The organism is Streptosporangium amethystogenes, assembly GCF_000721075.1.
Lineage (GTDB): Bacteria > Actinomycetota > Actinomycetes > Streptosporangiales > Streptosporangiaceae > Streptosporangium > Streptosporangium amethystogenes.
Map to the genome: position 1 here is coordinate 154,330 of NZ_JOEQ01000001.1, position 23,803 is coordinate 178,132.

At 69.7% G+C, this 23,803-nt stretch carries 23 protein-coding genes; 10 read left to right on the forward strand and 13 right to left on the reverse strand.

The features are described 5' to 3' along the window. On the reverse strand, positions 1–495 hold the full coding sequence (locus IG98_RS44370) for a hypothetical protein (protein WP_051751305.1): 495 nt from the start codon (positions 493–495) through the stop codon (positions 1–3). A gap of 93 nt (positions 496–588) precedes the next feature. On the opposite strand from IG98_RS44370, the gene IG98_RS0100735 reads away from it, so the two are divergent. From IG98_RS0100735 to IG98_RS0100745, 3 genes are all read left to right on the forward strand, one after another. Further along, positions 589–1,272, forward strand: coding sequence for a response regulator transcription factor (locus tag IG98_RS0100735; RefSeq protein WP_030904055.1), 684 nt, complete (start codon positions 589–591; stop codon positions 1,270–1,272). Beyond that, on the forward strand, positions 1,269–2,528 hold the full coding sequence (locus IG98_RS0100740; RefSeq protein ID WP_030904057.1) for a sensor histidine kinase: 1,260 nt from the start codon (positions 1,269–1,271) through the stop codon (positions 2,526–2,528). The genes IG98_RS0100735 and IG98_RS0100740 overlap by 4 nt, the downstream gene beginning before the upstream one ends. A 263-nt stretch (positions 2,529–2,791) precedes the next feature. After that, the gene (locus IG98_RS0100745) at positions 2,792–3,130 is read left to right on the forward strand and encodes a PepSY domain-containing protein (protein ID WP_051751307.1); all 339 of its coding nucleotides are present in this window, start codon (positions 2,792–2,794) and stop codon (positions 3,128–3,130) included. On the opposite strand, the gene IG98_RS0100750 is transcribed toward IG98_RS0100745, so the two are convergent. Next, a complete protein-coding gene (locus tag IG98_RS0100750) occupies positions 3,131–3,805 on the reverse strand; it encodes an HNH endonuclease family protein (protein ID WP_245651351.1) in 675 nt (224 codons plus the stop codon). A 296-nt stretch (positions 3,806–4,101) separates the two neighbouring features. On the opposite strand from IG98_RS0100750, the gene IG98_RS44375 reads away from it, so the two are divergent. Next, positions 4,102–4,551 carry a peptidase inhibitor family I36 protein gene (locus IG98_RS44375; RefSeq protein WP_037969091.1) on the forward strand — a complete coding sequence of 150 codons (450 nt, stop codon included), beginning with the start codon at positions 4,102–4,104 and terminating at the stop codon, positions 4,549–4,551. A 75-nt stretch (positions 4,552–4,626) separates the two neighbouring features. Here the strand turns inward: IG98_RS44375 and IG98_RS0100760 are convergent, their stop codons facing one another. From IG98_RS0100760 to miaA, 4 genes are all read right to left on the reverse strand, one after another. Continuing rightward, positions 4,627–5,385 (reverse strand): SDR family NAD(P)-dependent oxidoreductase, encoded by a 759-nt coding sequence (locus tag IG98_RS0100760; protein ID WP_030904063.1) that lies wholly within the window; start codon positions 5,383–5,385, stop codon positions 4,627–4,629. Between the two features lie 156 nt (positions 5,386–5,541). Continuing rightward, a complete protein-coding gene (locus tag IG98_RS0100765; RefSeq protein WP_030904065.1) occupies positions 5,542–7,818 on the reverse strand; it encodes a tetratricopeptide repeat protein in 2,277 nt (758 codons plus the stop codon). A 220-nt stretch (positions 7,819–8,038) separates the two neighbouring features. After that, on the reverse strand, positions 8,039–8,845 hold the full coding sequence (dapF, locus tag IG98_RS0100770; protein ID WP_030904067.1) for a diaminopimelate epimerase: 807 nt from the start codon (positions 8,843–8,845) through the stop codon (positions 8,039–8,041). 119 nt (positions 8,846–8,964) lie between these two features. After that, positions 8,965–9,870 (reverse strand): tRNA (adenosine(37)-N6)-dimethylallyltransferase MiaA, encoded by a 906-nt coding sequence (gene miaA / locus IG98_RS0100775; RefSeq protein ID WP_030904069.1) that lies wholly within the window; start codon positions 9,868–9,870, stop codon positions 8,965–8,967. A gap of 75 nt (positions 9,871–9,945) precedes the next feature. Here miaA and IG98_RS44380 point away from each other — a divergent pair, with 75 nt between their 5' ends. Further along, positions 9,946–10,221, forward strand: a complete 276-nt coding sequence (locus IG98_RS44380) for an antitoxin (protein WP_037969092.1) — start codon at positions 9,946–9,948, stop codon at positions 10,219–10,221. Positions 10,222–10,257: 36 nt separating this feature from the next. On the opposite strand, the gene IG98_RS0100785 is transcribed toward IG98_RS44380, so the two are convergent. The 4 genes from IG98_RS0100785 to miaB form a co-directional block, all read right to left on the reverse strand. After that, positions 10,258–10,773: a methylated-DNA--[protein]-cysteine S-methyltransferase gene (locus tag IG98_RS0100785; protein WP_245651352.1), complete on the reverse strand. Its 516-nt coding sequence runs from the start codon at positions 10,771–10,773 to the stop codon at positions 10,258–10,260. 98 nt (positions 10,774–10,871) lie between these two features. Further along, a complete protein-coding gene (locus tag IG98_RS0100790) occupies positions 10,872–11,561 on the reverse strand; it encodes a class III extradiol ring-cleavage dioxygenase family protein (protein ID WP_030904073.1) in 690 nt (229 codons plus the stop codon). A gap of 130 nt (positions 11,562–11,691) precedes the next feature. Next, complete coding sequence (locus IG98_RS0100795; protein WP_030904075.1) at positions 11,692–12,240, reverse strand: hypothetical protein; 549 nt, start codon at positions 12,238–12,240, stop codon at positions 11,692–11,694. A gap of 341 nt (positions 12,241–12,581) precedes the next feature. Next, the gene (miaB, locus tag IG98_RS0100800; protein ID WP_030904077.1) at positions 12,582–14,075 is read right to left on the reverse strand and encodes a tRNA (N6-isopentenyl adenosine(37)-C2)-methylthiotransferase MiaB; all 1,494 of its coding nucleotides are present in this window, start codon (positions 14,073–14,075) and stop codon (positions 12,582–12,584) included. Positions 14,076–14,248: 173 nt separating this feature from the next. Between miaB and IG98_RS0100805 the strand changes: the two genes are divergently transcribed. The 5 genes from IG98_RS0100805 (at position 14,249) to IG98_RS0100825 (ending at position 19,673) form a co-directional block, all read left to right on the forward strand. Then, positions 14,249–15,004: an amino acid ABC transporter ATP-binding protein gene (locus IG98_RS0100805; protein WP_030904079.1), complete on the forward strand. Its 756-nt coding sequence runs from the start codon at positions 14,249–14,251 to the stop codon at positions 15,002–15,004. Between the two features lie 39 nt (positions 15,005–15,043). Further along, positions 15,044–15,862, forward strand: a complete 819-nt coding sequence (locus tag IG98_RS0100810) for a glutamate ABC transporter substrate-binding protein (protein WP_030904081.1) — start codon at positions 15,044–15,046, stop codon at positions 15,860–15,862. Positions 15,863–15,921: 59 nt separating this feature from the next. Beyond that, a complete protein-coding gene (locus IG98_RS0100815) occupies positions 15,922–16,590 on the forward strand; it encodes an amino acid ABC transporter permease (protein WP_030904083.1) in 669 nt (222 codons plus the stop codon). After that, positions 16,587–17,531, forward strand: a complete 945-nt coding sequence (locus IG98_RS0100820; protein ID WP_051751309.1) for an amino acid ABC transporter permease — start codon at positions 16,587–16,589, stop codon at positions 17,529–17,531. Before IG98_RS0100815 ends, IG98_RS0100820 begins: the two co-directional genes overlap by 4 nt. 264 nt (positions 17,532–17,795) lie before the next feature. Continuing rightward, positions 17,796–19,673, forward strand: coding sequence for a S9 family peptidase (locus IG98_RS0100825; RefSeq protein WP_030904087.1), 1,878 nt, complete (start codon positions 17,796–17,798; stop codon positions 19,671–19,673). A 72-nt stretch (positions 19,674–19,745) separates the two neighbouring features. On the opposite strand, the gene rny is transcribed toward IG98_RS0100825, so the two are convergent. The 3 genes from rny to recA all read right to left on the reverse strand — a co-directional run bounded on the left by rny (position 19,746) and on the right by recA (position 23,594). Next, positions 19,746–21,356: a ribonuclease Y gene (gene rny, locus IG98_RS0100830; RefSeq protein WP_030904089.1), complete on the reverse strand. Its 1,611-nt coding sequence runs from the start codon at positions 21,354–21,356 to the stop codon at positions 19,746–19,748. A gap of 284 nt (positions 21,357–21,640) precedes the next feature. Beyond that, positions 21,641–22,450, reverse strand: coding sequence for a recombination regulator RecX (gene recX, locus IG98_RS48015; protein ID WP_342666789.1), 810 nt, complete (start codon positions 22,448–22,450; stop codon positions 21,641–21,643). Between the two features lie 13 nt (positions 22,451–22,463). Then, complete coding sequence (gene recA, locus IG98_RS0100840; RefSeq protein ID WP_030904093.1) at positions 22,464–23,594, reverse strand: recombinase RecA; 1,131 nt, start codon at positions 23,592–23,594, stop codon at positions 22,464–22,466. Positions 23,595–23,803 lie beyond the last annotated feature (209 nt).

The window sequence follows — 23,803 nt, forward strand, 5'->3', positions numbered from 1 at the left end:
TCAGGTGTGGACGCGGTGGACGGGCAGTCCGTCGGCCGAGCAGTGGACCTCGACCTTGACCTCGGTCTCCTCCGACTCGAACTCGACACGGGCCCGGCCGTCGGGTCCGCGCTCGACGTCGTCGACCTGGAAACCCTGGGCCGGGCTCCAGGATCGGAGCGTGACCAGGCCGTTCTCACATCGGGCGATGACCCTCCCGCCCGTCGTGGCGATCACCCGGCTCTTGCCGGTGTCCGCGACGGGTGTGGCGGGAGCCGTCGGGGCGGGGCTCGGGGTGTTCCCGGCCCCGCCGACCGCCGTCGGAGTGGTGGAGGGAGCGCCGGGGAGCGACGAGGCGAGGACGAGAGCCTCGTCGACCTCGGCCGCGGAGAGAGGCCGCAGCCCGGCGGTCGTCAGCGGCTCGCTGACGCGGTCGATCACCGCCACCCCCACTCCGGTCGCGAGGAGTCCGGTGACCAGCCATCCGGCTACGACCAGGGGAAGACGCTTGCGCATGCGTTCACTGTGCCACCTGAAACGATAAGGCAAGGTTAAGGGGCCGATAACCCGCTTTTGACCTGGTGCGGAAGGAGGCTAACGTGGCGGCAAATGTCGAACGTACTGCTCATCGAGGACGACGCCGCGATCCGCACCTCCCTCACCCGGGGCCTGCGCGACCGCGGTCACGCCGTGTCGTCCGCTCCCACCGCTCTCGACGGCCTCCGGCTGGCCGTTGAGGAACGCCCCGACCTGGTGGTACTCGATCTCGGCCTGCCCGACATGGACGGGCTGGACCTCCTTCGGATGCTCCGGGCGGTGAGCCGGGTCCCGGTGATCGTGGCGACCGCGCGGGACGGGGACGCGGAGATGGTCAGGTTGCTGGACGCGGGCGCCGACGACTACGTGGTCAAGCCGTTCAGCGCGACCCAGCTCGACGCCCGGATCCGGGCGGTGCTCCGGCGGGTGGCCGGCGAGAACCGCGCCGACAGCTCGGTCACCGTCGGGGGCCTGCGGATCGACCCGCGTACCCGGGAGGCGACCCTGGACGGGACGCCGCTGGATCTGAGTCCCAGGGAGTTCGACCTGCTCCACTACCTGGCCGCCCGCCCCGGCGAGGTGGTCACCAAGCGGGAGCTGCTCACCCACGTCTGGCAGATCCCCTACGGCGGCGCCGACAAGACCGTGGACGTCCACCTGTCGTGGCTCCGCCGCAAGCTGGGCGAGACCTCCCAGGAGCCCCGCTACCTGCAGACCGTCCGGGGCGTCGGCGTGCGACTGGCCGCCCCGGCATGAGGCGCTGGCTGACCCTGCTGGTCGCGGCGACCACCTCCCTGGTACTGATCGCACTGATGGTTCCGCTGGCGCTCCTGGTCCGCACGGTGGCGGTGAGCGGGGCGGTCAGCGAGGCCGAGAGCGAGGCCGAGTCGGTGGCCGTCGCGGTCGGCGCCGTGGACGCCGAGACCCTGCGGCTCACCACGGAACAGACATCGCACCCGGTCACCGTCTTCCTCTCCGACGGCCGGCTGATCGGTGCCCCGGCCCCACGCTCCACCGCCGTGGAACTGGCCTTCCTCGGTCGCAGTGTCACCGCCGCCGTCCCCGGCGGAAGGGAGATCCTCGTCTCGGTCCAGGGGGCGCCCGGGGGCACCGCGGTGGTCCGGGTGTTCCTGGACGACGACCGGCTGACCAGGGGGGTGCCCCAGGTCTGGGCCGGGCTGGCGGCGCTCGGCCTGGCCCTGGTCGGGCTGGGCGTACTGGTCGGCGACCGGCTGGCCAGAGCGGTGATCAGGCCGATCACCGCGCTGGCGGGGGTCTCGCACCGGCTCGCCGCGGGCGACCTGTCCGCCAGAACCGTGCCCGACGGCCCCGTCGAGGTGCACGCGGTCGGCCTCGCCCTCAACCACCTGGCCGAGCGCATCACCGGCCTGCTGGCGGAGGAGCGGGAGAGCGCCGCCGACCTGTCACACCGGCTGCGCACCCCGCTGACCGGGCTGAGGCTGGAGGCCGAGTCCCTGACCGACCCGGAGGAGTCGGCCAGGGTCGAGGCCCGGGTGGACGCCCTGGAACGCGCCGTCACCTCGGTGATCAACGAGGCCAGACGGCGGGTGCGGGACCGGGCCGAGTGCGACGCGGCGGCGGTGACCGCGGCCCGGGTCGCGTTCTGGTCGGTGCTCGCCGAGGATCAGGCACGGCACTTCACCCTCGATCTGGCTCCCGGCCCGTTGCCGGTCGCCATCCCCGCGGACGAGCTGGCCGCCTGCGTGGACGCGCTGCTCGGCAACGTGTTCGCGCACACGCCCGAGGGGGTCTCGTTCTCCGTACGGTTGGAGCCGGCCGAGGGCGGCGCGCTGCTGACCATCGCCGACGCCGGCTCCGGCTTCGCCACCTCCGACCCGCTGCAGCGCGGTGAGAGCGGAGCCGGATCGACCGGCCTCGGCCTCGACATCGCCCGCCGCACCGCCGAGTCGGCGGGCGGCTCGCTGTCCCTGCGGACCTCTGCCGCGGGTGGGGCGGGCGTGGTCCTGTTCCTGCCCGCCGTCACGTCCTGAGGGTCCTCGGCCTCCGCCGGAGCGGCTCAGCGGGTTGCCGCGGCGGCGTTCCTCCTTTCCCGGGGCTCGTCGTGAACGAGCGCCGGGTCCTGCACGGGCGTCCGGCCGGATGACGGGCCGTGTTCGGGTGACAGTTCGGGTGACACTGCCCTGACAGCCGGGAAGTCCGGTCCGGCCCGCCCAGAGGTGAGATCCAAAACCGGCTTCCCTCGCTTAACGATCTCTTAGCATGCCCCTATCAGAATCTCCGCGAATCTTGACCCATGAAGCGAATCACCAGAATCACCGTCGGAACCCTCGCGACCGCCGCCCTGCTGACCGCTGGGGGCGGCGTCGCCCTCGCCGCGCACCAGACGGACAGCACGGCGATCACCGCCACCGCCGCCGCCGACACGACCGCGGCGGACATCTCCTCCCGCAAGGCCGTACAGATCGCCAAGAAGCGCGTCCCCGGCGCGCGGGTGACCAAGGTCGAGCGCGAGTGGGAGCACGGACAGCGCGCCTGGAAGATCGAGCTGCGCAAGGGCGCCTGGGAGTACGACGTCTACGTGTCGGCGAGGACAGGAAAGATCATCAAGTTGAAGCGCGAGTACGACGACTGATCAGCAGGCCTTGAGTACGGCCTGCATGGCGTCCTTCTCCGCGGGCGTCACCCACAGGCCGTACTTGACCTTCACCTTGATCTGGCGCTCGACGTAGGGGCACCGGTAGGCCTGACGCGGCGGCAGCCAGGTCGCCGCGTCACCGGCGCCCTTCTGACTGTTCAACGGCCCGTCGACGGCCAGCAGGTTCAGCGGGTCGTTGGCCAGCTCCTTGCGCTTGGTCTTGGTCCACCCCTGGGCACCCTTCTGCCAGGCATCGGCGAGCGCGACCACGTGGTCGATCTGCACCGCCGAACTGGTCCGTGTCCCACGCTCGAACTTGATGGTCTTACCGCTGTAGGGGTCGTCGAGAACGCCGGACTGCACAATGCAGTCCTTGCCGCCCGCCTTGAAAGTCTCATCCTTCAGGTCGCGGATGAGAATGTCGTTGCGGGTGTCGCAGCCGTTCTTGTCGACGTCCGACCACGCGGGTCCGAATTCGTCACGGTCAAAGCCGGTCATCGGGGCGCGGCCCTTGACCTCAAGCTTCTTCAAATCCTGAAGTGCCTCGGACGCGGACTGCCCGCCGCCGGAGGACTTCGTACCGTCGCCCAGATCGCCCGGAATCGGACCGCAGCCCACCACCGTGAACGCGATCGTCGCGATGACCATCCCTCGTGCCAGCGCAGCCCGCACTATGCCACCTCTCCCGCGCGTTCACTACCTCTGAAGCGGCAAATTATTCCAGATACCTCCTTCAATCCTAAAAGCCTCAAGCAGTCTGTGGGAGGTCGGGAGGCTTTTCGGTGTGTCAATCCGCACCTTAATCATGTCTCACATCTGACCTGCACAAATGCATTGCGAACACCGTCCTCCCGGAAGCACGCCTCGGGATTTTTACTCAACGCGACTATCGACTACCTAAAGTAACGATGCTCTAATGGCCAAGAGCGCTCACAATGGGTGAGCAAACAACCACGAAGAGGATTCGCATGGGTAAGATCTCATCGCGTCATCCCCACCTCGCACGGACCGCGACAGGACTGTTCACCACCGCGGCCGCCCTGCTCCTGGCCTCCAACGGCTCCACCGCGGCAGCCGCTCAGCAGGCCGCCGACCTGCCGCCGAGGGTGGTCCAGCTCGCGGAGAACGCGAGCTGCCCCTTCAACAGCCTCTGTCTCTACCGCGACTACGGCTTCAACGGACCGGGATACAGCATCCCCGCGGGTTACCCGACCGATCTGAACAACGTGCCGATGCCGGGCGGCGTGGGCGGCTCCTCCACCGCCGCGAACAACGTCTCGTCATGGATCAACAACACCGGCTACTACGTCCTGCTGATCGACTACGAGGGCGAGGAGCGCACGCTGTATCCCGGCCACTCCTTCGAAGAGCCACCCGAGACCAACGACAGCGTCGACGCCGTCGACTGGCGCTACTGACCCCGCCACCCCTTTCTTCTCCCCGCGTGCCCGCCCGTCCGGGCCTCGGGGAGAAGGTCTCCGCGACCGCCCAGGTCAGGTGATCAGGATCCCGCCGTCGACCGGGATCACCGCACCGGTGACGTACGAGGCGGCGTCCGAGGCGAGAAAGATCGCCGCCGCGACGAGTTCGGCCGGATCTCCGGAGCGCTTCATCAGCACCCGGTGCTCAAGCTGCCAGGCCAGGTAGCCCTCCGCGTACTGATCGGTCATCTCCGAGGCGAAGAAACCCGGCTCGACGCAGTTGACCCGGATGCCGCGACGTCCCGTCCACTGCTGGGCGAGGTCACGGGTGAGACCGACGACCCCCGCCTTGGAAGCACTGTAAGCGGCCTGCGGCAGCCCGGCGGTCGTCTCGCCCAGGATGCTGCCGATATTGACGATCGAGGAGCCGGGCTTCATGACCCTGGCGCAGGCCTGCGCCATCCAGTAGGTGCCGTACAGGTTGACCTCCACCACCTGCCGGAACTGCTCGGGCGTCTCCCTCAGCGCCGGGACCGCGGTGCCCGTCCCCGCATTGTTGATCAGGATGTCCACCGCACCCAGTTCGCCGACCGCGGCTTCGGCCAGGGCCTGGCAGTCCTCGGGCTTGGCCACGTCGGTGACGAGGGCCACGCATCGCCTGCCGGTCTCCTCGACCAGGGCGCGGGTCTCCTCAAGACGGTCCTTCCTGCGAGCGCCGATCACGATGTCCGCACCCGCCTCGGCCAGGCCCCTGGCGAACGCGACGCCGAGCCCCGAGGACGCCCCGGTGACGATCGCGACCTTGCCGTCCAGCCGGAATCGGTCCAGCATCTGATCCTCCCCACTCCAACCCGCATGCCGAACTAGATTCTAATGACCAAGAAAAGCACCGCCCGTGAGGGGCTTCCTCACGGGCGGTGCGGTGTTCCGGGCTCAAGGGCTCCGAGCGGCGCCGCGGGCTTCGGGCGCGGCCCGTGGCGACCCGCCCTACAGGCCGTACTCCTTGGTGATCCGCTCGTGCCGCTCCACCTCGACATCGACGGCCTTGGCCAGATCGAGCCAGGCTAGCGGGTGCACCCAGCGCTCGGTGGCGTCGTCCAGGAGCGCGTCGACCTCGACCGGGCTGATGTCCGGCGGGACCGCGATCCAGCCGAACACGCCGGGCAGCGGCTCACCCGTGGTCGGGTGGGTCACGGTGTAGTTGTCGTCGCTGTAGACCCACATCGGCCAGCCGCGCTCGGCCATGACCTCGTTGAACTCCGTCCAGTCGGCCTGGCTGGGCGCGGCACCGTCGAAGAACCAGCTGGTGTAACCACCGGGGCGGAGCATGCTCACCGCGGCGAAGGGCGGGACGAACTTCTCCTGCTCCTCGGCGTCCTCCGGAATCGGCTCCAGCAACTGCGGCTCGAAGACGACCAGGTCACCGGCGTTGTACTCCATGCCGGGAGGCTGGGGAATGGCCAGGCGCGCCGTCGCGGGGCCCGTGCGCACGCTCAGGACCTGACGCTGGCTGCCGTCGGGGGCGGGGAGGATGATGCGCACCAGGCCCATCTCCTCCTCGATCGGTCCCTCGCTCGACTGCAGCGGAATCCCGATCCTGGCGGCGCCCAGACGGACGGTCTCCCAGTCCTCGGCGGCCGTCGCCATGACGACCATCCTCCACAGGTCCTGATGCTCGATCTCCTCGGAGTCGAGGAGATCGCGCAGGATGCCCGCCCCCTTGGCGTTGTCGCCGAGCTGCTGCACCGCGGCCGACCACAGCCTGGCCGCGTCGATACCGCCGCCGGCGGCGACCGCCGCCTCTCCCTCGGCCGCCGCCTGCTCCCAGCGCTCCCGCGCGGTGTGCAGGCGCCCCAGGGCCATGTGGCGCTGCGCGGCGGGCAGCCGCTCGGCCATCTGCTCCAGACGCTCGTCCTGACGGGCCTCGATCAGCAGGCTGCTGAGGTAGGCGGAGTCCTGCGGGTCGGCGTTCTCGATGTCGCCGGACTCGACCAGCAGGGTCCAGTAGATGTCGGCGCCCTTCGCCGGGTAGCCGAGGAAGCCCAGCGTGGTGGTGTGGCGCCGGGTGGCCTCCACGTCGCGGCCGGACAGCGGGGCCAGCCAGCCCACCCAGCGCTCCGGGTCGGCGTTGAAGCCGTCGGCGGCGTCGAAGGAGCCGACCAGCTCGTCCTCGGTGACCGGGGCAGGAAGCGCGGTGGCCTCGTCGATGGCGGCGCGCAGTGCGGCGATCCGCTCGGCGACGTCACCTGAGTTCCTGAGCTCTCCCGCCGCCGACTCCGCCAGGTCGGCCAGGAGACGCGCCTGCCAGATTCCCTGACGGGCGACCGCCAGTTGCCCGGCGACGAGCGCCAGCTCGACCCGGGCGCGGTAGCCGCCCATCATCGCGAAGTAGTCGATCCACTGCTTGAGCACCCGGCCCAGCTGCCAGGTGTTGGTGATCTGCGCCGATCCGGCGAGCGCGCGAATGGCGTACGACCACTCGACCCAGGCTCGGGGGTGCTCGCCGACCACGTCGAGATCGGGCAGGGCGTCGACGGACTCCTGCACGCGGTCGAGGGTCGCGAGCACGAGCGCACGGAGCACTCCCTCGCGATATTCCTTGGCCACCGGGTCGTCCGGCTTGAAATCGGCCGCGGCGTCGAGCGCGGTGAGCGCGTCCTCGGTGCGGCCCGCGGCGAACAGCGCGCGGGCCGAGGCCGCCCCCAGCTCCCAGCTCGCCTCGCGGCCCGCGCCGCCCAGCGCCGCCACCGCGGTCTCGGCGTGGGAGACGGCCTCCTCCACGCGCCCCGCGTCGAGGAGCGCCGCGACATAGTGCTCGGCGACGGAGGCGAAGGCCAGCGAGTCGGGCTCGACCTCCAGTGCCGAGAGCGCGGCCAGCCGCTCGGCGGCGTAACCGGGGCCGTCGGCGTTCGCCTGGGCGAGGGCCAGCGCCACGACCGCACCGGGTGCGGCCGGGCATTCGCGGACGTCCTCGCGCCTGGTGAACTCGACCAGCGCCTCGGCGTCGGCGATCGCGACCGCCCCCTGCGCGCGGTCGCCGATACGGCCGATCAGATGCCAGTAGCGGGCGTAGAACTCCAGCCAGGGCATCTGCAGGTTCTCCGCCTGCTGCGCGATCGCGGGCGCGAGCACGTCGAGCTGCGCGTATCGGCCTTCCAGCGCCTGCGCGGGCACATCTCCGATCGCCATAGCCAGACCGGTGTTACCTGCTTCGTGCAGTTGCCGCTGGGTGTCGCCCACCCAGGCCCAGATGTCCACGTCCATGAGACGTCAGTCTGCCAGGTCGGGAAGCATGCCCCAAACGACTTGGCGATCCCGCAGGGTCCGGAGGGACGGCGTCACGGCTCCCACCCGCACGGCTTGGCGCGTGACCGCACCGGCCCCGGCGTACCCGCGACGGTGCCGCACGGGTGGCGAAAGACCCGCTCGTCCCGTTCGGGGTGACCTCGCCGGGTCCGGCGCATCCGCGACGGTGCCGCGCGGGTCAGAGCGTGATCTCACCGGACGCGACCAGGACGGCGGGCCCCGCCAGATAGCTGGTCCGCTCGTCCAGGGTGACGGTGACGGTGCCGCCGAGCACCTCGACCGCCCAGGTGCCAGTGGTCTCCCCGGCCAGTCGCGCGGCTGCCACGGCCGAGGCGACCGCGCCGGTGCCGCAGGAGCGCGTCTCACCGGACCCGCGCTCGAAGACCCGCATGACGACCCGGCGCGGACCCACCGGATTGAGCAACTCGATGTTGACTCCGGAGGGGAACACCTCGGGGTCGAACGCGGGCTGGTGGCTCAGGTCGAGCTGGGCCACCGGGTCGCCGATGACGCAGGCCAGGTGGGGGTTTCCCATGTCGACGTGGACGCCTTCGTACTCGTGGCCCGCGACGATCGCGCGGCTCGACCCCAGCACCCGGGGCGGGCCCATGTCGACGGTCACGTCACCCGTCTCCGCCAGCCGTACGCGCCTGACCCCCCCGCGTGTCGCGACGCCGAACTCCCCGGGCGCGGCGAGCCCCTCGTCGACCAGGTAACGGGCGAAGACCCGCACCCCGTTGCCGCACATCTCGGCGATGCCGCCGTCGGCATTGCGGTAGTCCATGAACCACTCGGCCTCGCCGGCCTGGCCGGACACCTCCGGGCTGAGCTTCGTCCGCGTCACCCGCAGCACGCCGTCCGCGCCGATCCCGGCGCGCCGGTCGCACACCGCCGCCACGAGTGTCGCGGGCAACTCCAGCTCACCGTCCGGGTCTGGAAGGATGACGAAGTCGTTCTCGGTGCCGTGCCCCTTCGCGAATCGCATGCCCCAACTCTATCCAGGCCCGCGTCCGCCCCATCGCCTCGGGGAACGGCCCATCCCGCGGCGCGTCGGCCCGGGAACCACCGGATCGCCGGCCGGCGGGTCAGGCCGGTTCGGCGCGGTCAGCCGCGGATCGCGGCGAGCGCCCGTCCCAGCAGATCGGGTTCCTGCTGGGGGAGCCAGATCACCCGGGGGTCGCGGCGGAACCACGACTCCTGGCGGCGGACGAACCTGCGCGTCGCCCGTACCGTCTCCTCCTTCGCCTCCTCCTCGGTGCACTCACCGCCGAGGAAGCGCAGCACCTGCGCGTACCCGAGGGCGCGACTGGCCGTGCGGCCTCCGGCGAGCCCATGCGCGGCGAGTTCCCTGACCTCGTCCACCAGCCCGGCCCGCCACATGCGCTCGACCCGCGCCTCGACCCGGGCGTCCAGCACCGCCCTCGGCACCTCCACCCCCAGCTGAACGCTGTCGTAGACGGCGTCGTACGACGGCATCGTGGCCGAGAACGGCCGCCCGGAGATCTCGATGACCTCCAGTGCGCGGACGATCCTGCGGCCGTTGCTCGGCAGGATCGTCTCGGCCGCCTTGGGGTCGCGCTCGCGGAGCCGCTCGTACAGCGGGGCGGGGCCGTGCAGGTCGAGCTCGGCCTCCAGCAGGGCACGGACCCGCGGGTCGGTACCGGGGAACTCCAGGTCGTCCAGGGCGGCCCGCACGTACAGCCCGGACCCGCCCACCAGGATCGGCACCACCTCCTTGGCACGCAGGTTGTCGATCAGCGGCCGGACCAGCGACTGGTACTCGGCCACGCTGGCGGTTCTGGTCACGTCCCAGACGTCCAGCAGGTGGTGGGGAACCCCCCGCCGCTCCCCCATGGAGAGTTTCGCCGTCCCGATGTCCATACCTTGGTAAAGCTGCATCGAGTCGGTGTTTATCACCTCGCCCCCCAGTTCGAGGGCGAGATCCACGGCCAGATCGGACTTTCCGGCGGCGGTCGGGCCGACGACGGCTATGACGGGTAGTTGAGGCACGGAGGTAATTCTGCCAACTCGCTGGGTATGGGGGAGAGGCGATGCATCCGGCGCATCGGGATTGGGGGACACATCATGTCCATCTTCGACAAGGTCAAGAACATGCTGGGCGGCGATGCCAAGACCGAGGAGCTCGTCAAGAAGGGCATCGACAAGGCGGAGCAGATCGCCAGGGAGAAGACCGGAGGGAAGCACGACCAGCAGATCAGCAGCGCCGCGCAGAAGGCCAGGGAGATGGCCGACAAGATCGACAATCAGCCGGGCACCACACCGGGCGCCGACCAGAGCGGTGCCGCGCCCGACCCCGGTCAGACCGGCCGGCCCGACACACCTCCGCGCTACGGCCCTTAGACACCGGCCGCACGACGGAGCGGATCCCGATCCCGGTCAGTCCCAATCGAGCGTCGGCTGCAGATAGCCCTCCAGGGTCAGCAGCCATCGCTTCGACTCCACGCCTTCGCCCCCGCTGAACCCGCCGAGGCCGTTTCCGGCGACCACCCGGTGGCACGGCACGATGACAGGGATCGGGTTGGCTCCCATGATCGACCCGATGGCCCGCGCCGGAACGCCGGTCCCGCTCCGGGCCGCCAGCTCTCCGTAGGTCACCGCCTTGCCATACGGCACCGTTTCGTACAGCGTGCCGAGCACCCTGCGCTGCACCGGCGAGGTCAACCGCCAGTCCACCGGCACGCCGAAGACCTTCAGCCTGCCCGCGTAGTAGTCGCCCAACTCGGCGACCACCCCGGCCGTCCTGCCGGGATCGTCCACCTCGTCCAGCCTCAGCCGCTCAAGCGCACGGGCCCTGAACGCCACCGGGTCGCCCCAGCCCACGCTCGCCACACCCTCCTCGGTCACCGCGACGGCCATGTCCCCCAGCTGCGTCGCGACACTTCCGAACGCCACGGTTCCCGCCATCGACCTCGTACTCCCGTCACCTCGGGCACGGCGCCCATCCGTCGCCGTGACCACTGCGGCCTACCTGTTCGTTGCCATCTCACGCGTCAGTCCCTCGGCGGGGCCGTCCGTTCCGTCCAGCGGGCGGCGAAGTAGCCGACGCCGTAGGGCGCGTCGTCATAGAGGAGTTCTCCGCGCAGGGTGCCGCCGCAGCCGCCCAGGACCTGCAGGGCCGCACGGCCGGCGACCCACAGTTCGGCGGCCTCCCCGGGGTCGAGCGGCGGGATCTCGGCGCGGGCCAGCGCCAGGGCGATCGCCCTGTTGTACGGCTCGGCGCGCGAGTCCAGATAACCGGGGGACTTCTCGGTGAGGCAGGCCGAGCCGTCGGCCATGACGAGCATCGCCACGCGATCGGCCGTGGCCGCCAGCCGCTCGCCCAGGGCCGCGCACTCCGCCGGGGGCGCGTCGAAGGAGATCGCGTGGAATGCCGAGGCGGTCAGGTGCTCCCGGTCGAGGAGCCAGCGGCCGACCGACAGCGACAGCGGCAGGACGGGCTCCCCCTCGCCGCTTCGCACGTCGACGCCCCAGGGAGCGAGGCCTCCCGCGGCGTCCGCGCCGTACGTGGCGGTCCGGTCCGCGCCACCGACCACCACGATCGCGTCAGCGTCGGCATCGCGCAACGCGCCGAGCGCGGCCGCGCAGGCCGCCCGGAGATCGTCGAGTTCCACAGCCGCCGCTCCGGCCAGTTCGGGGAGCAGCAGCGGAGGATGCGGGCACACGGCCGCGGCGACAAGCACCCGGCCAGACTAACCGAGTCCTCCCGGGGAGCCGCCCCCGGGAAAGAGCGCCGGGGCACGGTGACTCTCTCGGCGCGCCCCGGCGTCCCGCTCATGACTGAAAGCCGTTCAGGAGCAGGAGGTAAGGCTGTCAGCCGCCGCTCGGCCCCTGGGGGTGTACGTAGCCGGTGGCGCCGTCGGCGCGGGGGTCGTCCGGAACCTCCTGTGGTTTCCGGGGACCGCTCTGTTGCGGGGACGGCTTGTCCGCCGCGGGTTTCCCCGCGGCCGGATCGGCTCCCGACTCGCTCCGGCTCGGCCGGTCGGCGCCCGTGCCCGCGCCCGCGCCCGCGTCGGTATCCGCGTCTCCGGTGGAGGTGTCATCGCCGCCGGAGGCGGTGCCCGACTCCTTCTCTGGCTTCTGCTTCTCCTCCTGCGGCGCGTTCTGGTCAGGCTCGGGGTTCTGAGCGGCCTCCTGGGCACTCTCCGGCGCCTTTGGCGGCGGCGCTCCAGGGTCGTTCTGGTCGCCGTTCACGAAGGCGAAGACGGCGCCTCCGCCCAGGATGGCGGCGGCGAGGACGGAGAAGACGGCTATGGCCGGGCCGCTCCTCCGCTGTGACCTGCGTGGCTTGCCGGGCTCACCGGTGGGACCGGCGAGGATCTCTGTTTCTCCGGGATTGCCCGGAGAGTGAGGGACAGGCATGGGGAAAACTCCCTGCGGTTCTCGGGGGGGAAACCTCCTCGGTTTCCGAAGGGTGCCGAACCACAGTAGCCACAGCGGGGAAATGCTCGCACACCAATCACAAATGAATCACGAAATATCGTCTCTTAAAGGACACGTGGCGTCGTCGTCGGCATATGTCCTGGCAGGGAAGGTGACGGCGCCGCAATCCCCGCTCCCGCAGGGGATTCCAACTATTCGATCATGAGCGTACGACCCCCGGGACCGCCACCTCGAAAGGGGCGTCCCGGGGAGGAACCACCCGGAAAAATCTCAGCGGAGGCGTACCCGAAGCCTCGCGCGGGACCTCAGGAGACGGGACCTCAGGAGACGGAGCAGCCCGAGGTGTCCGGGAGCGGAGCCGGGCGGCCGATCGAGGGCATGCCGAGCATGACACCGGAGCCGGAGCCCGCCGGGGCGCCCTGGCGGGCCTCCCAGGCATCGCCCGCGCGGGTACGGCGGAGCCTCAGGGCGGGGCCGTCGGCCACCAGGTGGTGCGGCGCCGCGTAGGTGACCTCGGCGCTCACCACGTCGCCGGGGCGCGGGACCTCCGCCCCCGGGGTGAAGTGCACCAGGCGGTTGTCGGGGGCCCGCCCCGACATGCGCCTGGTCGCCTCGTCCTTGCGGCCCTCGCCCTCGGCCACCAGCACGTCGAGGGTCCGGCCGACCTGCTCCTTGTTCTCCGCCCAGGAGATCTCGGTCTGCAGGGCGACGAGTCGCTCGTAGCGCTCCTGCACGATCTCCTTGGGGATCTGCTGGTCCATGGTGGCGGCAGGGGTGCCCGGCCTGATGGAGTACTGGAAGGTGAAGGCGTTGGCGAACCGCGACTCGCGCACCACGTCGAGGGTGCCCTGGAAGTCCTCCTCGGTCTCGCCGGGGAAGCCCACGATGATGTCCGTGGAGATGGCCGCGTCGGGCATGGCGGCGCGGACCCGCTCGATGATGCCGAGGTAGCGCTCGGCCCGGTAGGAGCGGCGCATCGCCTTGAGGATCCGGTCGGAGCCCGACTGCAGCGGCATGTGGAGCTGGTGCATCACATTGGGCGTCTCGGCCATGGCCGCGATGACGTCGTCGGTGAACGCCGCCGGGTGCGGGCTGGTGAAGCGGACCCGCTCCAGCCCCTCGATCTCACCGCAGGCCCGCAGCAGCTTGCCGAAGGCGAACCTGTCTCCGAACTCCACACCGTAGGTGTTGACGTTCTGGCCGAGGAGGGTGATCTCCAGCACGCCCTGGTCGACCAGGGTGCGGACCTCGTTGAGCACGTCGCCGGGGCGACGGTCCTTCTCCTTGCCGCGCAGGGCGGGCACGATACAGAACGTGCAGGTGTTGTTGCAGCCCACGGAGACCGACACCCAGGCGGCGTAGGCGGACTCACGCTTGGTCGGCAACGTGCTCGGGAAGGTCTCCAGGGATTCCTTGATCTCGACCTGGGCCTCCTGCTGGACGCGGGCACGCTCGAGCAGCACCGGCAGCGAGCCGATGTTGTGGGTGCCGAACACCACGTCCACCCAGGGCGCCCTGCGGACGATCTCTCCCTGGTCCTTCTGCGCAAGGCAGCCGCCCACGGCGATCTGCATGCCGGGATTGCCGATCTTCGAGGGGCGCAGGTGCCCGAGATTGCCGTAAAGCTTGTTGTCGGCGTTCTCCCGTACGGCACAGGTGTTGAACACGACCACGTCGGCCGTCTCCCCCTGGGCGGCCGGAACGTATCCGGCGTCTTCCAGCAGGCCTGACAGGCGCTCGGAGTCGTGCACGTTCATCTGGCACCCATAGGTACGGACCTCGTACGTGCGGGCGCTCTCCACGGTGGCAGTCATCTCAAGACAAGGGTAGGCGCTCCGCCGGACCTTCGAGTACGGCCCGGAACCCGTCGGACCCGGGGTGACGGTCGGGTCACTCCGTGTTGATGGCCGGGAGGTAGGTAGGCCGTGATCTGATCGGTACCGCAGGGTTAGCACGGGGTGCCCTTTACAGAATTACGTTATCCACCATGACGGAGAACGGGGACAAGACTCCTCTGGTGGTGCTCGAAGGCGTCAACAAGCACTTCGGCAGCCTGCACGTCCTTCGGGACATCAACCTGACGATCTCCCGTGGCGAGGTCCTCGTCGTCATCGGCCCCTCGGGGGGCGGCAAGTCGACCCTCTGCCGGACGATCAACCGGCTGGAGGCGATCGACCAGGGGACGATCACCTTCGACTCCCAGCCGCTCGCCGTCGAGGGCAAGGCTCTGGCCAAGCTCAGGTCCGAGGTCGGGATGGTGTTCCAGTCCTTCAACCTGTTCGCCCACAAGACGATCCTGGAGAACGTCACGCTCGGGCCGATCAAGGTCCGCGGCATCGCCAAGGCCGACGCCGAGCGGCGGGGCATGGAACTGCTGGAGCGGGTGGGCATCGGCGCGCAGGCGTCGAAATACCCCGCGCAGCTCTCCGGAGGCCAGCAGCAGCGCGTGGCCATCGCCCGCGCCCTGGCCATGGACCCCAAGATGATCCTGTTCGACGAGCCGACCTCGGCGCTGGACCCCGAGATGGTCCAGGAGGTGCTCGACGTCATGATCAGCCTTGCCCAGGAGGGCATGACGATGATGGTCGTCACCCACGAGATGGGCTTCGCCCGCCGCGCGGCCGACCGCGTGGTCTTCATGGCCGAGGGCCAGGTCGTGGAGGAGAACACCCCCGAGGAGTTCTTCACCAACGCCCGGACCGATCGGGCCAAGGACTTCCTTTCCAAGATCCTCACTCACTGACGGCTCTGCTCAACCCTGACGAAAGACGAGGTAGCAAGAATGCGTGTACGTCGTATTGGAGCCGTGGTGATCGCAGCCGCCGCGGCGGTGGCCGGCCTGACCGCGTGCGGTGACGGCGGCAGTGGAAGCGACAAGTTCGTCGTGGGTATCAAGGTCGACCAGCCCGGACTCGGGCAGAAGCAGCCCGACGGCTCCTTCAAGGGGTTCGACGTCGACGTGGCCAGGTATGTCGCCAAGGAACTCGGCTACGCCGACGACAAGATTGAGTTCAAGGAGGCCATCTCGGCCAACCGCGAGTCCTTCATCCAGCAGGGCCAGGTCAACGCGGTGATCGCGACCTACTCGATCACCGACGACCGCAAGAAGAAGGTCTCCTTCGCCGGCCCGTACCTGGTCACCGGCCAGGACATCCTGACCCGGGCGGACGACACCACGATCAACAGCGTCGAGGACCTCAAGACCAAGAAGGTCTGCGGCGCCCAGGGCTCGTCCTCTCCCGCGCGCCTGGTGGAGAAGTTCGGCGACGAGTGGAAGAGCCAGTTCCTCACCGAGCAGCAGGGCTACGGTGCCTGCCTGCCCCTGCTGGAGAACAAGCAGGTTGACGCGATCTCCACGGACGCGACGATCCTGGCCGGCTTCGCCGCCCAGTCCCCCGGCAAGTTCCGCCTCGTCGGCCAGCCCTTCTCCGAGGAGAAGTACGGCATCGGCCTGAAGCTGGAGGACAAGGAGACCCGCGAGAAGGTCAACGCGGCGGTGGAGAAGATGTTCAAGGACGGTAGCTGGAAGAAGGCCGTCGACGCCAACTTCGGTGAGTTCGGGAAGTTCTTCACCACCCCGCCGGCTGTCGATCGCTACTGACCGGTCACACCTCGGCCGGGGCGCGCGAACGCCCCGGCCGGTGACCACTGGAGGGACGAGTGCAGGCACTCTTCGATGAATTCCCGGTCATTCTGGACGCTTTCTGGCTGACGATCCGGCTGACCCTCGCCAGTGGGCTGGTGGCGCTGGTGCTCGGGACGATCCTCGCGGGGATGCGGGTCAGCCCGTTACCTGTGCTGCGCGGAATCGGCACGACGTACGTGAACGTGCTGCGGAACACCCCGCTGACCCTGGTGATCGTGTTCTGCGGGCTGGGCCTCGGACTGGTGCTGGATGTCTCGTTCTCCACGAGTTTGTCCACCAACTACATGTGGCTCTCCATCATCGGCCTGTCCGCCTACACCGCGGCGTTCGTCTGCGAGGCGATCAGGGCAGGGATCAACACGGTGCCGGTCGGCCAGGCCGAGGCGGCCCGCGCCATCGGGCTCACCTTCGGCCAGAACCTGAGGCTGATCGTGCTGCCCCAGGCGTTCCGCGCGGTGATCGCCCCGCTGGGCAGCATCCTGATCGCGCTGACCAAGAACACCACGATCGCCGCCGCCATCGGGGTCGGAGAGGCGTCCCTGACGATGAAGACGCTCTTCGAGGCGCACGGCGACGCGGTCGTGCAGATCTTCGCCGGGTTCGCGCTGGGCTTCCTGATCCTCACCCTGCCGACCGGACTGCTGTTCGGCTGGCTGGCCAAGCGTCTGGCGGTGGTCCGATGACCGCGGTGACCACCGAGCCCGCCCGGCGCCCGGCGCGCGGGCGCGCCGAGAGCTCCGAGCGCGTCAGCGTCCTGTACGACATTCCCGGCCCCAAGGCCAGGATCCGCAACAACGTGCTCACCGTGCTGGTCATCGTCGCCGCGCTGTTCGCGGTGTACGTGATGGTGACCAAGCTCGACGAGAAGAACCAGCTCAGCGCCGAGATGTGGACGCCGTTCCTGCGCGGCGACGTGTGGCTCAACCTGATCCTGCCCGGCCTGCTGAACACGCTCAGCGCGGCCGCGGTCGCCGCCGTGATCGCAGTGCCGTTCGGCTTCGTCTTCGGCATCGGCCGGCTCTCGGAACGGGCCTGGATCCGCCTCGCGGCGGGTGCGGTGGTCGAGTTCTTCAGGGCGATCCCGTTGCTGATCATGATCTTCGCGGTGATGTTCGGCGGGAGCGCGGTCTTCGGGCTCACCGTGACCCCGTTCGCCGCGGTGGTCGTCGGCCTGGTCCTGTACAACGGCTCGGTGCTGGCGGAGATCGTGCGGGCGGGCATCCTGTCGATCCCCCGGGGACAACGGGAGGCCGCGCTGGCGGTCGGCCTGCGTCCCGGTCAGGTGATGCGGATGATCCTGCTGCCGCAGGCGGTCACCGTGATGATGCCGGCGATCGTCGCGCAGCTGGTGGTGTTGCTGAAGGACACCGCCCTGGGCTTCATCGTGTCGTTCGAGGACCTGCTGAACGCGGGGGCGCGCGTGCTGCCCTCCAACTTCAACAACATCATTCCCGCGGTGATCGTCATCGCGATCATCTACATCATCATCAACGTGCTGGTGGGCACCGTCGCCACCTGGCTGGAGATGCGGAGCCGTCGCAGCAGGAAGACGGCGGCCCAGCCGATCGCCCGGCCCGACTCACCGACCGCGGTCGAGGGCGGCCTGGGAAATCCGGCGCCCTAGCAACCACAGCGGTCGAGGGCGGTCACCGGATCCGGTGGCCGCCCTCTTCCCATACCGGGCCCCCGACCGGGTGGCCGGGCGCTCCGAGGCAGGTGAGGGTCCCACCGGCGGTGAAACCCGGCCTGTGGGAGAGGTCGGATCAACTACCTCTACCCCCCTCATTCCCCCCGATCCTGCGGCCCGTGCCGCCCCTCGGCGGCATATCTCTGGTGACGCGAGCGTGATACCGGCGACACGGGGCGGGTTATCGGGCAGGATTGCGCCATGTCCCCCGAGCAGGCCATCCTGCCGTACGCCACCTGGCCCTCGCCGATCTCCACTTCCGACGTCGCCCGCTCCGGGCTGCGCCTCGGGTTCCCGACAGTGCTCGGCGAGGAGGTCTGGTGGACCGAAGACCGTCCCGCCGAGGGCGGGCGGACCACCATCGTGCACCAGAGCGCGGACGGCACACGGCGCGAGTTGCTGAGCGCGCCGTGGAGCGCCAGGACCAGGGTCCACGAGTACGGCGGGCGGTCGTACGCGGTGCTGCCCGGCGGGGGCCTGGTGTTCACGAACTTCACAGACCAGCGGCTCTACCTGCTGCCCACCGGCGGCGAGCCCCGGCCGCTCACCCCCGAGCCCAAGCACCCTGCCGCCCTGCGTTACGCGGACCTCCTCGTCCACGACGGTCAGATCTGGTGCGTCAGGGAGCGGCACGACGACGGCGAGGTGAGCCGGTCGATCGTGTCGATCCCTCTCTCCGGTGAGGTCGAGCCCCGTGAACGGATCAGCGGGCATGATTTCTACGCCTCTCCCACCATCTCCCCCGACGGCGAGCACCTGGCCTTCATCTGCTGGAACCATCCCCAGATGCCGTGGAACGGCACCGAGCTGCGGGTCTGCCGGCTGGCCGACGGCACCTCCTGGAAGGTCAAGGGGGGCACCTCCGAGTCGGTGCTCGCCCCGCAGTGGCGTGACGAGCGACACCTCTACACGATCTCCGACTGGTCGGGCTGGTGGAATCTCTACCTGGTCGGGATATACGGCACCGCGACCCGGGCGCTCTACCCGATGGAGGAGGAGTTCGCGGGCCCGCTGTGGCAGCTCGGTGCGACACCGTACGCGCCGATGGCCGACGGCAGCCTCGCGGTCCTGCATGGGCTGGGCGGTCTGCGGCTGGGCGTCTTCGACCCGGACAGCGGCCTGCTGAGCGACCTGGACGTGCCCTACGACGGCTGGGATCCGGTGCTGGCCACCGACGGGCACGCCCTGGTCGGTATCGGGTACGGCCCAGCGCTGTCCCGCTCGATCGTCCGGGTCGACACGGTGACCGGCAGCGCGCGGGAGCTGCGCAGGGATATCAACGAACTGCCCGACACCGCCTACCTGCCGCTCTCCAGAACCGTGGAGTTCGAGAGCCGGTTCGGGCGCGAGGTGCACGCGTTCCTCTATCCGCCGTCCAACCCCCTGGCACGCGGCGAGGGCCCCCCGCCGTACGTCGTGTTCGTGCACGGCGGGCCGACCGGGCACAGCGCCGGAGCGCTCGACCTGGAGAAGGCGTTCTTCACCAGCAGGGGCATCGGGGTGATCGACGTCAACTACGGCGGTTCCACCGGCTACGGCCGTGCCTACCGCGAGCGGCTGCGCGGCCAGTGGGGCGTGGTCGATGTCGAGGACTCGATCGCCACGGCCGAATGGCTGGCCGCGGAGGGGCTGGCCGACCCGGCGCGGATCGCGATCCGGGGCGGCAGCGCGGGCGGCTGGACGGTCATGGCGGCCTGTTGTACGTCCGACGCGTTCGCCGGGGGCGTCTCCTACTACGGCATAAGCTCGCTCGCCACGTTCAGCGCGACCACCCACGACTTCGAGTCGCGCTACATCGAATGGCTGATCGGTCCGGAAAATCCCGTTCTGTACGCCTCACGCGAGCCTCTCGGCCAGGTGGCGGGGGTGAGCTGCCCGATGCTGCTCCTGCAGGGTCTCTCCGACCCCGTGGTTCCCCCCGAGCAGTCACAGGCCTTCGTCGACGCTCTGGCCGAGCGCGGCATTCCCTGTACCTATCTCACGTTCGAGGGCGAGGCCCACGGCTTCCGCCGCGCCGAGACCCGCAGCGCGGCACTGGCCACCGAACTGGCCTTCTACCAGCAGATCTTCCACGTCTGAACGCTCAGCCGCGGCTTCTCGCTCCCGGCACGAGTGTCCGTCCGGCGGACGACCTTTCGAGTGCCGGGCCGGTCAGCGGGCGAACTCGGTGGCCCGGGACTCACGGACGACCGTGATGCGGATCTGACCGGGGTAGGTGAGCTCCTCCTCGATCTGCTTGGCGACGTCGCGGGCGATCACCTGAGCCTGGATGTCGTCGACCGCGCCCGGCTTGACCATGACCCTGATCTCACGGCCCGCCTGCATGGCGAAGACCTTCTCGACCCCCTCGTAGGAGGTGGCGATCTCCTCCAGACGCTCCAGCCGCTTGACATAGGCCTCCAGCGACTCTCGGCGTGCGCCCGGACGGCCGCCGCTGATCGCGTCGGCGGCCTGGGTGAGGACGGCCTCGACGGTCTTGACCTCGACCTCGTTGTGGTGGGCCTCGATGGCGTGGACCACGTCCTCGTGCTCGCCGTACCGCCTGGCGATCTCGGCGCCGATGAGCGCGTGGCTGCCCTCGACCTCGTGGGTGAGGGCCTTGCCGATGTCGTGCAGGAGCGTGCAGCGCTTGAGCAGCGTCGTGTCGAGCCGCAGCTCGGCTGCCATGATGCCGGCGATGTGGGCGGACTCGATGAGGTGGCCGAGCACGTTCTGACCGTAGGAGGTGCGGTAGCGGAGCTGGCCGAGGAGGGTGACCAGCTCGGGGTGCATGTCGGTGATGGCGAGCTCCACCAGGGCGTCCTCCCCCGCCCGCACGCACAGCTCCTGAACCTCGGCCTTGCTGCGCTCGTGGGCCTCCTCGATGCGCTGCGGATGGATGCGGCCGTCGAGGACGAGTTTCTCCAGGGTCAGCCGCGCGGTCTCGCGACGGACCGGGTCGAAGCACGACAGCAACACGGCTTCCGGCGTGTCATCGATGATCAGGTTGACTCCGGTGGTCGACTCGAAGGCGCGGATGTTACGGCCCTCGCGGCCGATGATGCGCCCCTTCATCTCGTCACCCGGCAGGTGCAGGACGCTCACGACGGACTCGGCGGTCTGCTCGGTGGCCACCCGCTGGACCGCCAGCGTAACGATCTTGGTGGCGCGCTTCTCGCCCTCTTTGCGCGCCTCGCTCTCGATCTCCCTGACGATCAGGGCGGCCTCGCGCTTGGCCTGGTTCTCGATCTCCCGGACCAGTTCGGCTCTGGCCTGGTCGCCGGTGAGCCCGGACACGCGCTCCAGGATGGCCTTGCGCTCCTCGGCCACCCGTTCGAGATCCTCGCGGCGATCGGCCAGCTCGGTCTCCGTCTCGGCGAGCTTGCGGGCCCGGTCGGCCTGGCGCCTGGCCTCATCGTCGAGGCGCTCCTCCCGCTCGGCCAGCCGGTTCTCCCTGCGTTCGAGGTCTGCCCGGAGTTCCTTGAGCTCGTATTTCAGCACCTTGCCCTCGGCCTCGACCTCCTTGCGCATCTCGGCCGCCGCCTCGACCGCCGCCTCCGATCTGCGCAGCAGCTCTCCGGCGTCGTCCTGGGCCTTCGCCCGGATACCGGCGGCCTCACGCCTGGCCTCCTCCAACTGGGCCGAAACCTCGGCCTCCTGCTCCGGGGTGAGGCCCTTCGGCCCGGCTCCTCCGATGCGACGCAGCAACACGACCAGCACGGCCGTCATCATGGCAAGAGCCACAACCGCCACTGCCAATATGACGACCACGACCGGATCCATGCGCGCCTCACCTTCCTCGCGTCGCAAATATCAAGCACACGAGGGGTCACACGCACGGCACGGAAAGCTCAAGAGACGGCGCTGCCGGGACAGAAGTGAACCCAGAGGGATCACTTACCGGCTTTTCGCGCCGGCCCGCTCTCCCGCCCTCATCCGCCGAGCCTGTTTGTCCGTATACACCGCTATGACAATCCGCACTGCGCGGAGTAACTCCTCACTGCCGTTGAGATTAAGCGTCAGAGAGGTAACGAGCAAGCAAAGACCTGGCGTCAGGCTGCTTTGAGCTAGTCGAGGGGATAGCCCGAATCTTCCGTGAATGGCGCTGTTTCTGCCTCATCATCCTCCAGCGCTTCGCGGATGACGCGAAACGCCAGGCCAGGACCGTATCCCTTCCGAGCGAGCATGCCGGCCAGCCTGCGGGTCCTGACCGCAGGGTCCAGACCGCGGGTCGAGGAGAGCTTGCGCCGCACAAGGCGACGGGCGGTCTCCGCCTCCTGCTCGGGGTCGAGCTGCTCCACCGCGTCCTTCACGGTCTCCTCGTCCACCCCCCTGTGCCGGAGCTCGGAGGCAAGGGCCTTTCTGGCAAGCCCCCGCCCGGCATGGCGAGAGCTCACCCATGCCGCGGCGAACGCCTCATCGTCGATGAGCCCGACCTCGGAGAAGCGCTCCAGCACGGCGTCCGCCGCCGCCTGGGGCACCTCACGCTTGTGCAACGCCTCCGCGAGCTGGGCTCGGGTGCGCGGCGCCATCGTCAACAGCCGCAGGCAGATCGCCCGCGCCACCGCCTGCGGATCGGCCCCGGCTCCCCGGCTCGCGGGAGGTTCCTCGGCCGGTCCGTCAGGAAGGAGGCCGTCAGGAAGGGCGCCCGAAGAACCGCCCCCGGAGCGGCGCTCACCACGCCGGGAGCCACGTCCCCGCCGGCTTCGCGGCTCGCCGCCGGCAGGACCTGCGGCCTCTCCTTCGGAAGCGGGGAGACCCTCGCCTCGCCCGCGCCCGCTTCTGCCCGGCGAGCCGCTCCGGGGCTCGTCGGGCCAGGCACCCCAGTCTCTCGGCCCGACCTCACCGGGCGGACCGAGGTCGGCTCCCATCATCATCGATCAGCCCGGATCAGGCGTCACCCGGCTTGGGAGTGGCCGCCTTGGAACCTCGACCGGACGCGGCGGCCGCCGGGGCCGGACCGGAACCACGACCGGGCGCGGCGGTCGCCGGAGCGGCAGGCGGCGGGGTGGCCGGGCTGTCGACGCGCGGGCCGACACCGAGCTTCTCCTTGATCTTCTTTTCGATCTCGTTCGCCATGTCCGGGTGGTTCTTGAGGAAGTTTCGCGCGTTCTCCTTGCCCTGGCCGAGCTGGTCGCCCTCGTAGGTGTACCAGGCTCCGGACTTGCGGACGAAACCGTGCTCCACACCCATGTCAATCAGGCCACCCTCGCGGGAGATGCCGACGCCGTAGAGGATGTCGAAGTCGGCCACCCGGAAGGGCGGGGCCATCTTGTTCTTGACGACCTTCACCCGGGTGCGGTTGCCGACCGCCTCGGTGCCGTCCTTCAGCGTCTCGATACGGCGGATGTCGAGACGGACCGAGGCGTAGAACTTCAGCGCCTTTCCACCGGTCGTGGTCTCGGGCGAGCCGAACATGACGCCGATCTTCTCGCGGAGCTGGTTGATGAAGATCGCGGTGGTGCCGGTGTTGTTGAGCGCGCCCGCGACCTTGCGCAGCGCCTGGGACATCAGGCGCGCCTGGAGGCCGACGTGACTGTCGCCCATCTCACCCTCGATCTCGGCCTTGGGCACCAGGGCCGCGACCGAGTCGATGACCAGCAGGTCGACGGCACCGGACCGGATCAGCATGTCGGCGATCTCCAGCGCCTGCTCACCGGTGTCCGGCTGGGAGACGAGCAGCGCGTCGGTGTCGACGCCCAGCTTCTGGGCGTACTCGGGGTCGAGCGCGTGCTCGGCGTCGATGAACGCGGCGATGCCGCCGCCACGCTGGGCGTTGGCCACCGCGTGCAGGGCGACCGTGGTCTTTCCCGAGGACTCGGGACCGTAGACCTCGACGATGCGTCCGCGTGGGAAGCCCCCGATGCCGAGCGCCACGTCGAGCGCGATGGAGCCGGTGGGGACCACCTCGATGGGCGCCCGGGTCTCGTCGCCCAGGCGCATGATGGAGCCCTTGCCGAACTGCCGCTCGATCTGAGCGAGGGCGGTCTCGAGCGCCTTCTCGCGGTCGTTAGCTGCCATGGGAGCCCCCCTGGAGGGTCGCGGGTTGGATCGGTTGCCAGAAAGCTACGGGGTGCCGCCGACAATTTCGGGAGGGCACGCCAGGAGTGACGGCCCGTTCAATATAGCCGAACGACTGTTCGATCGCGGCCCGTTGGCATCACGTGTTCCAGGAACCGTGATCCACCGCGGGACTCTCCCGTACGGGGCCGGTCACAGACGTGGGGCCG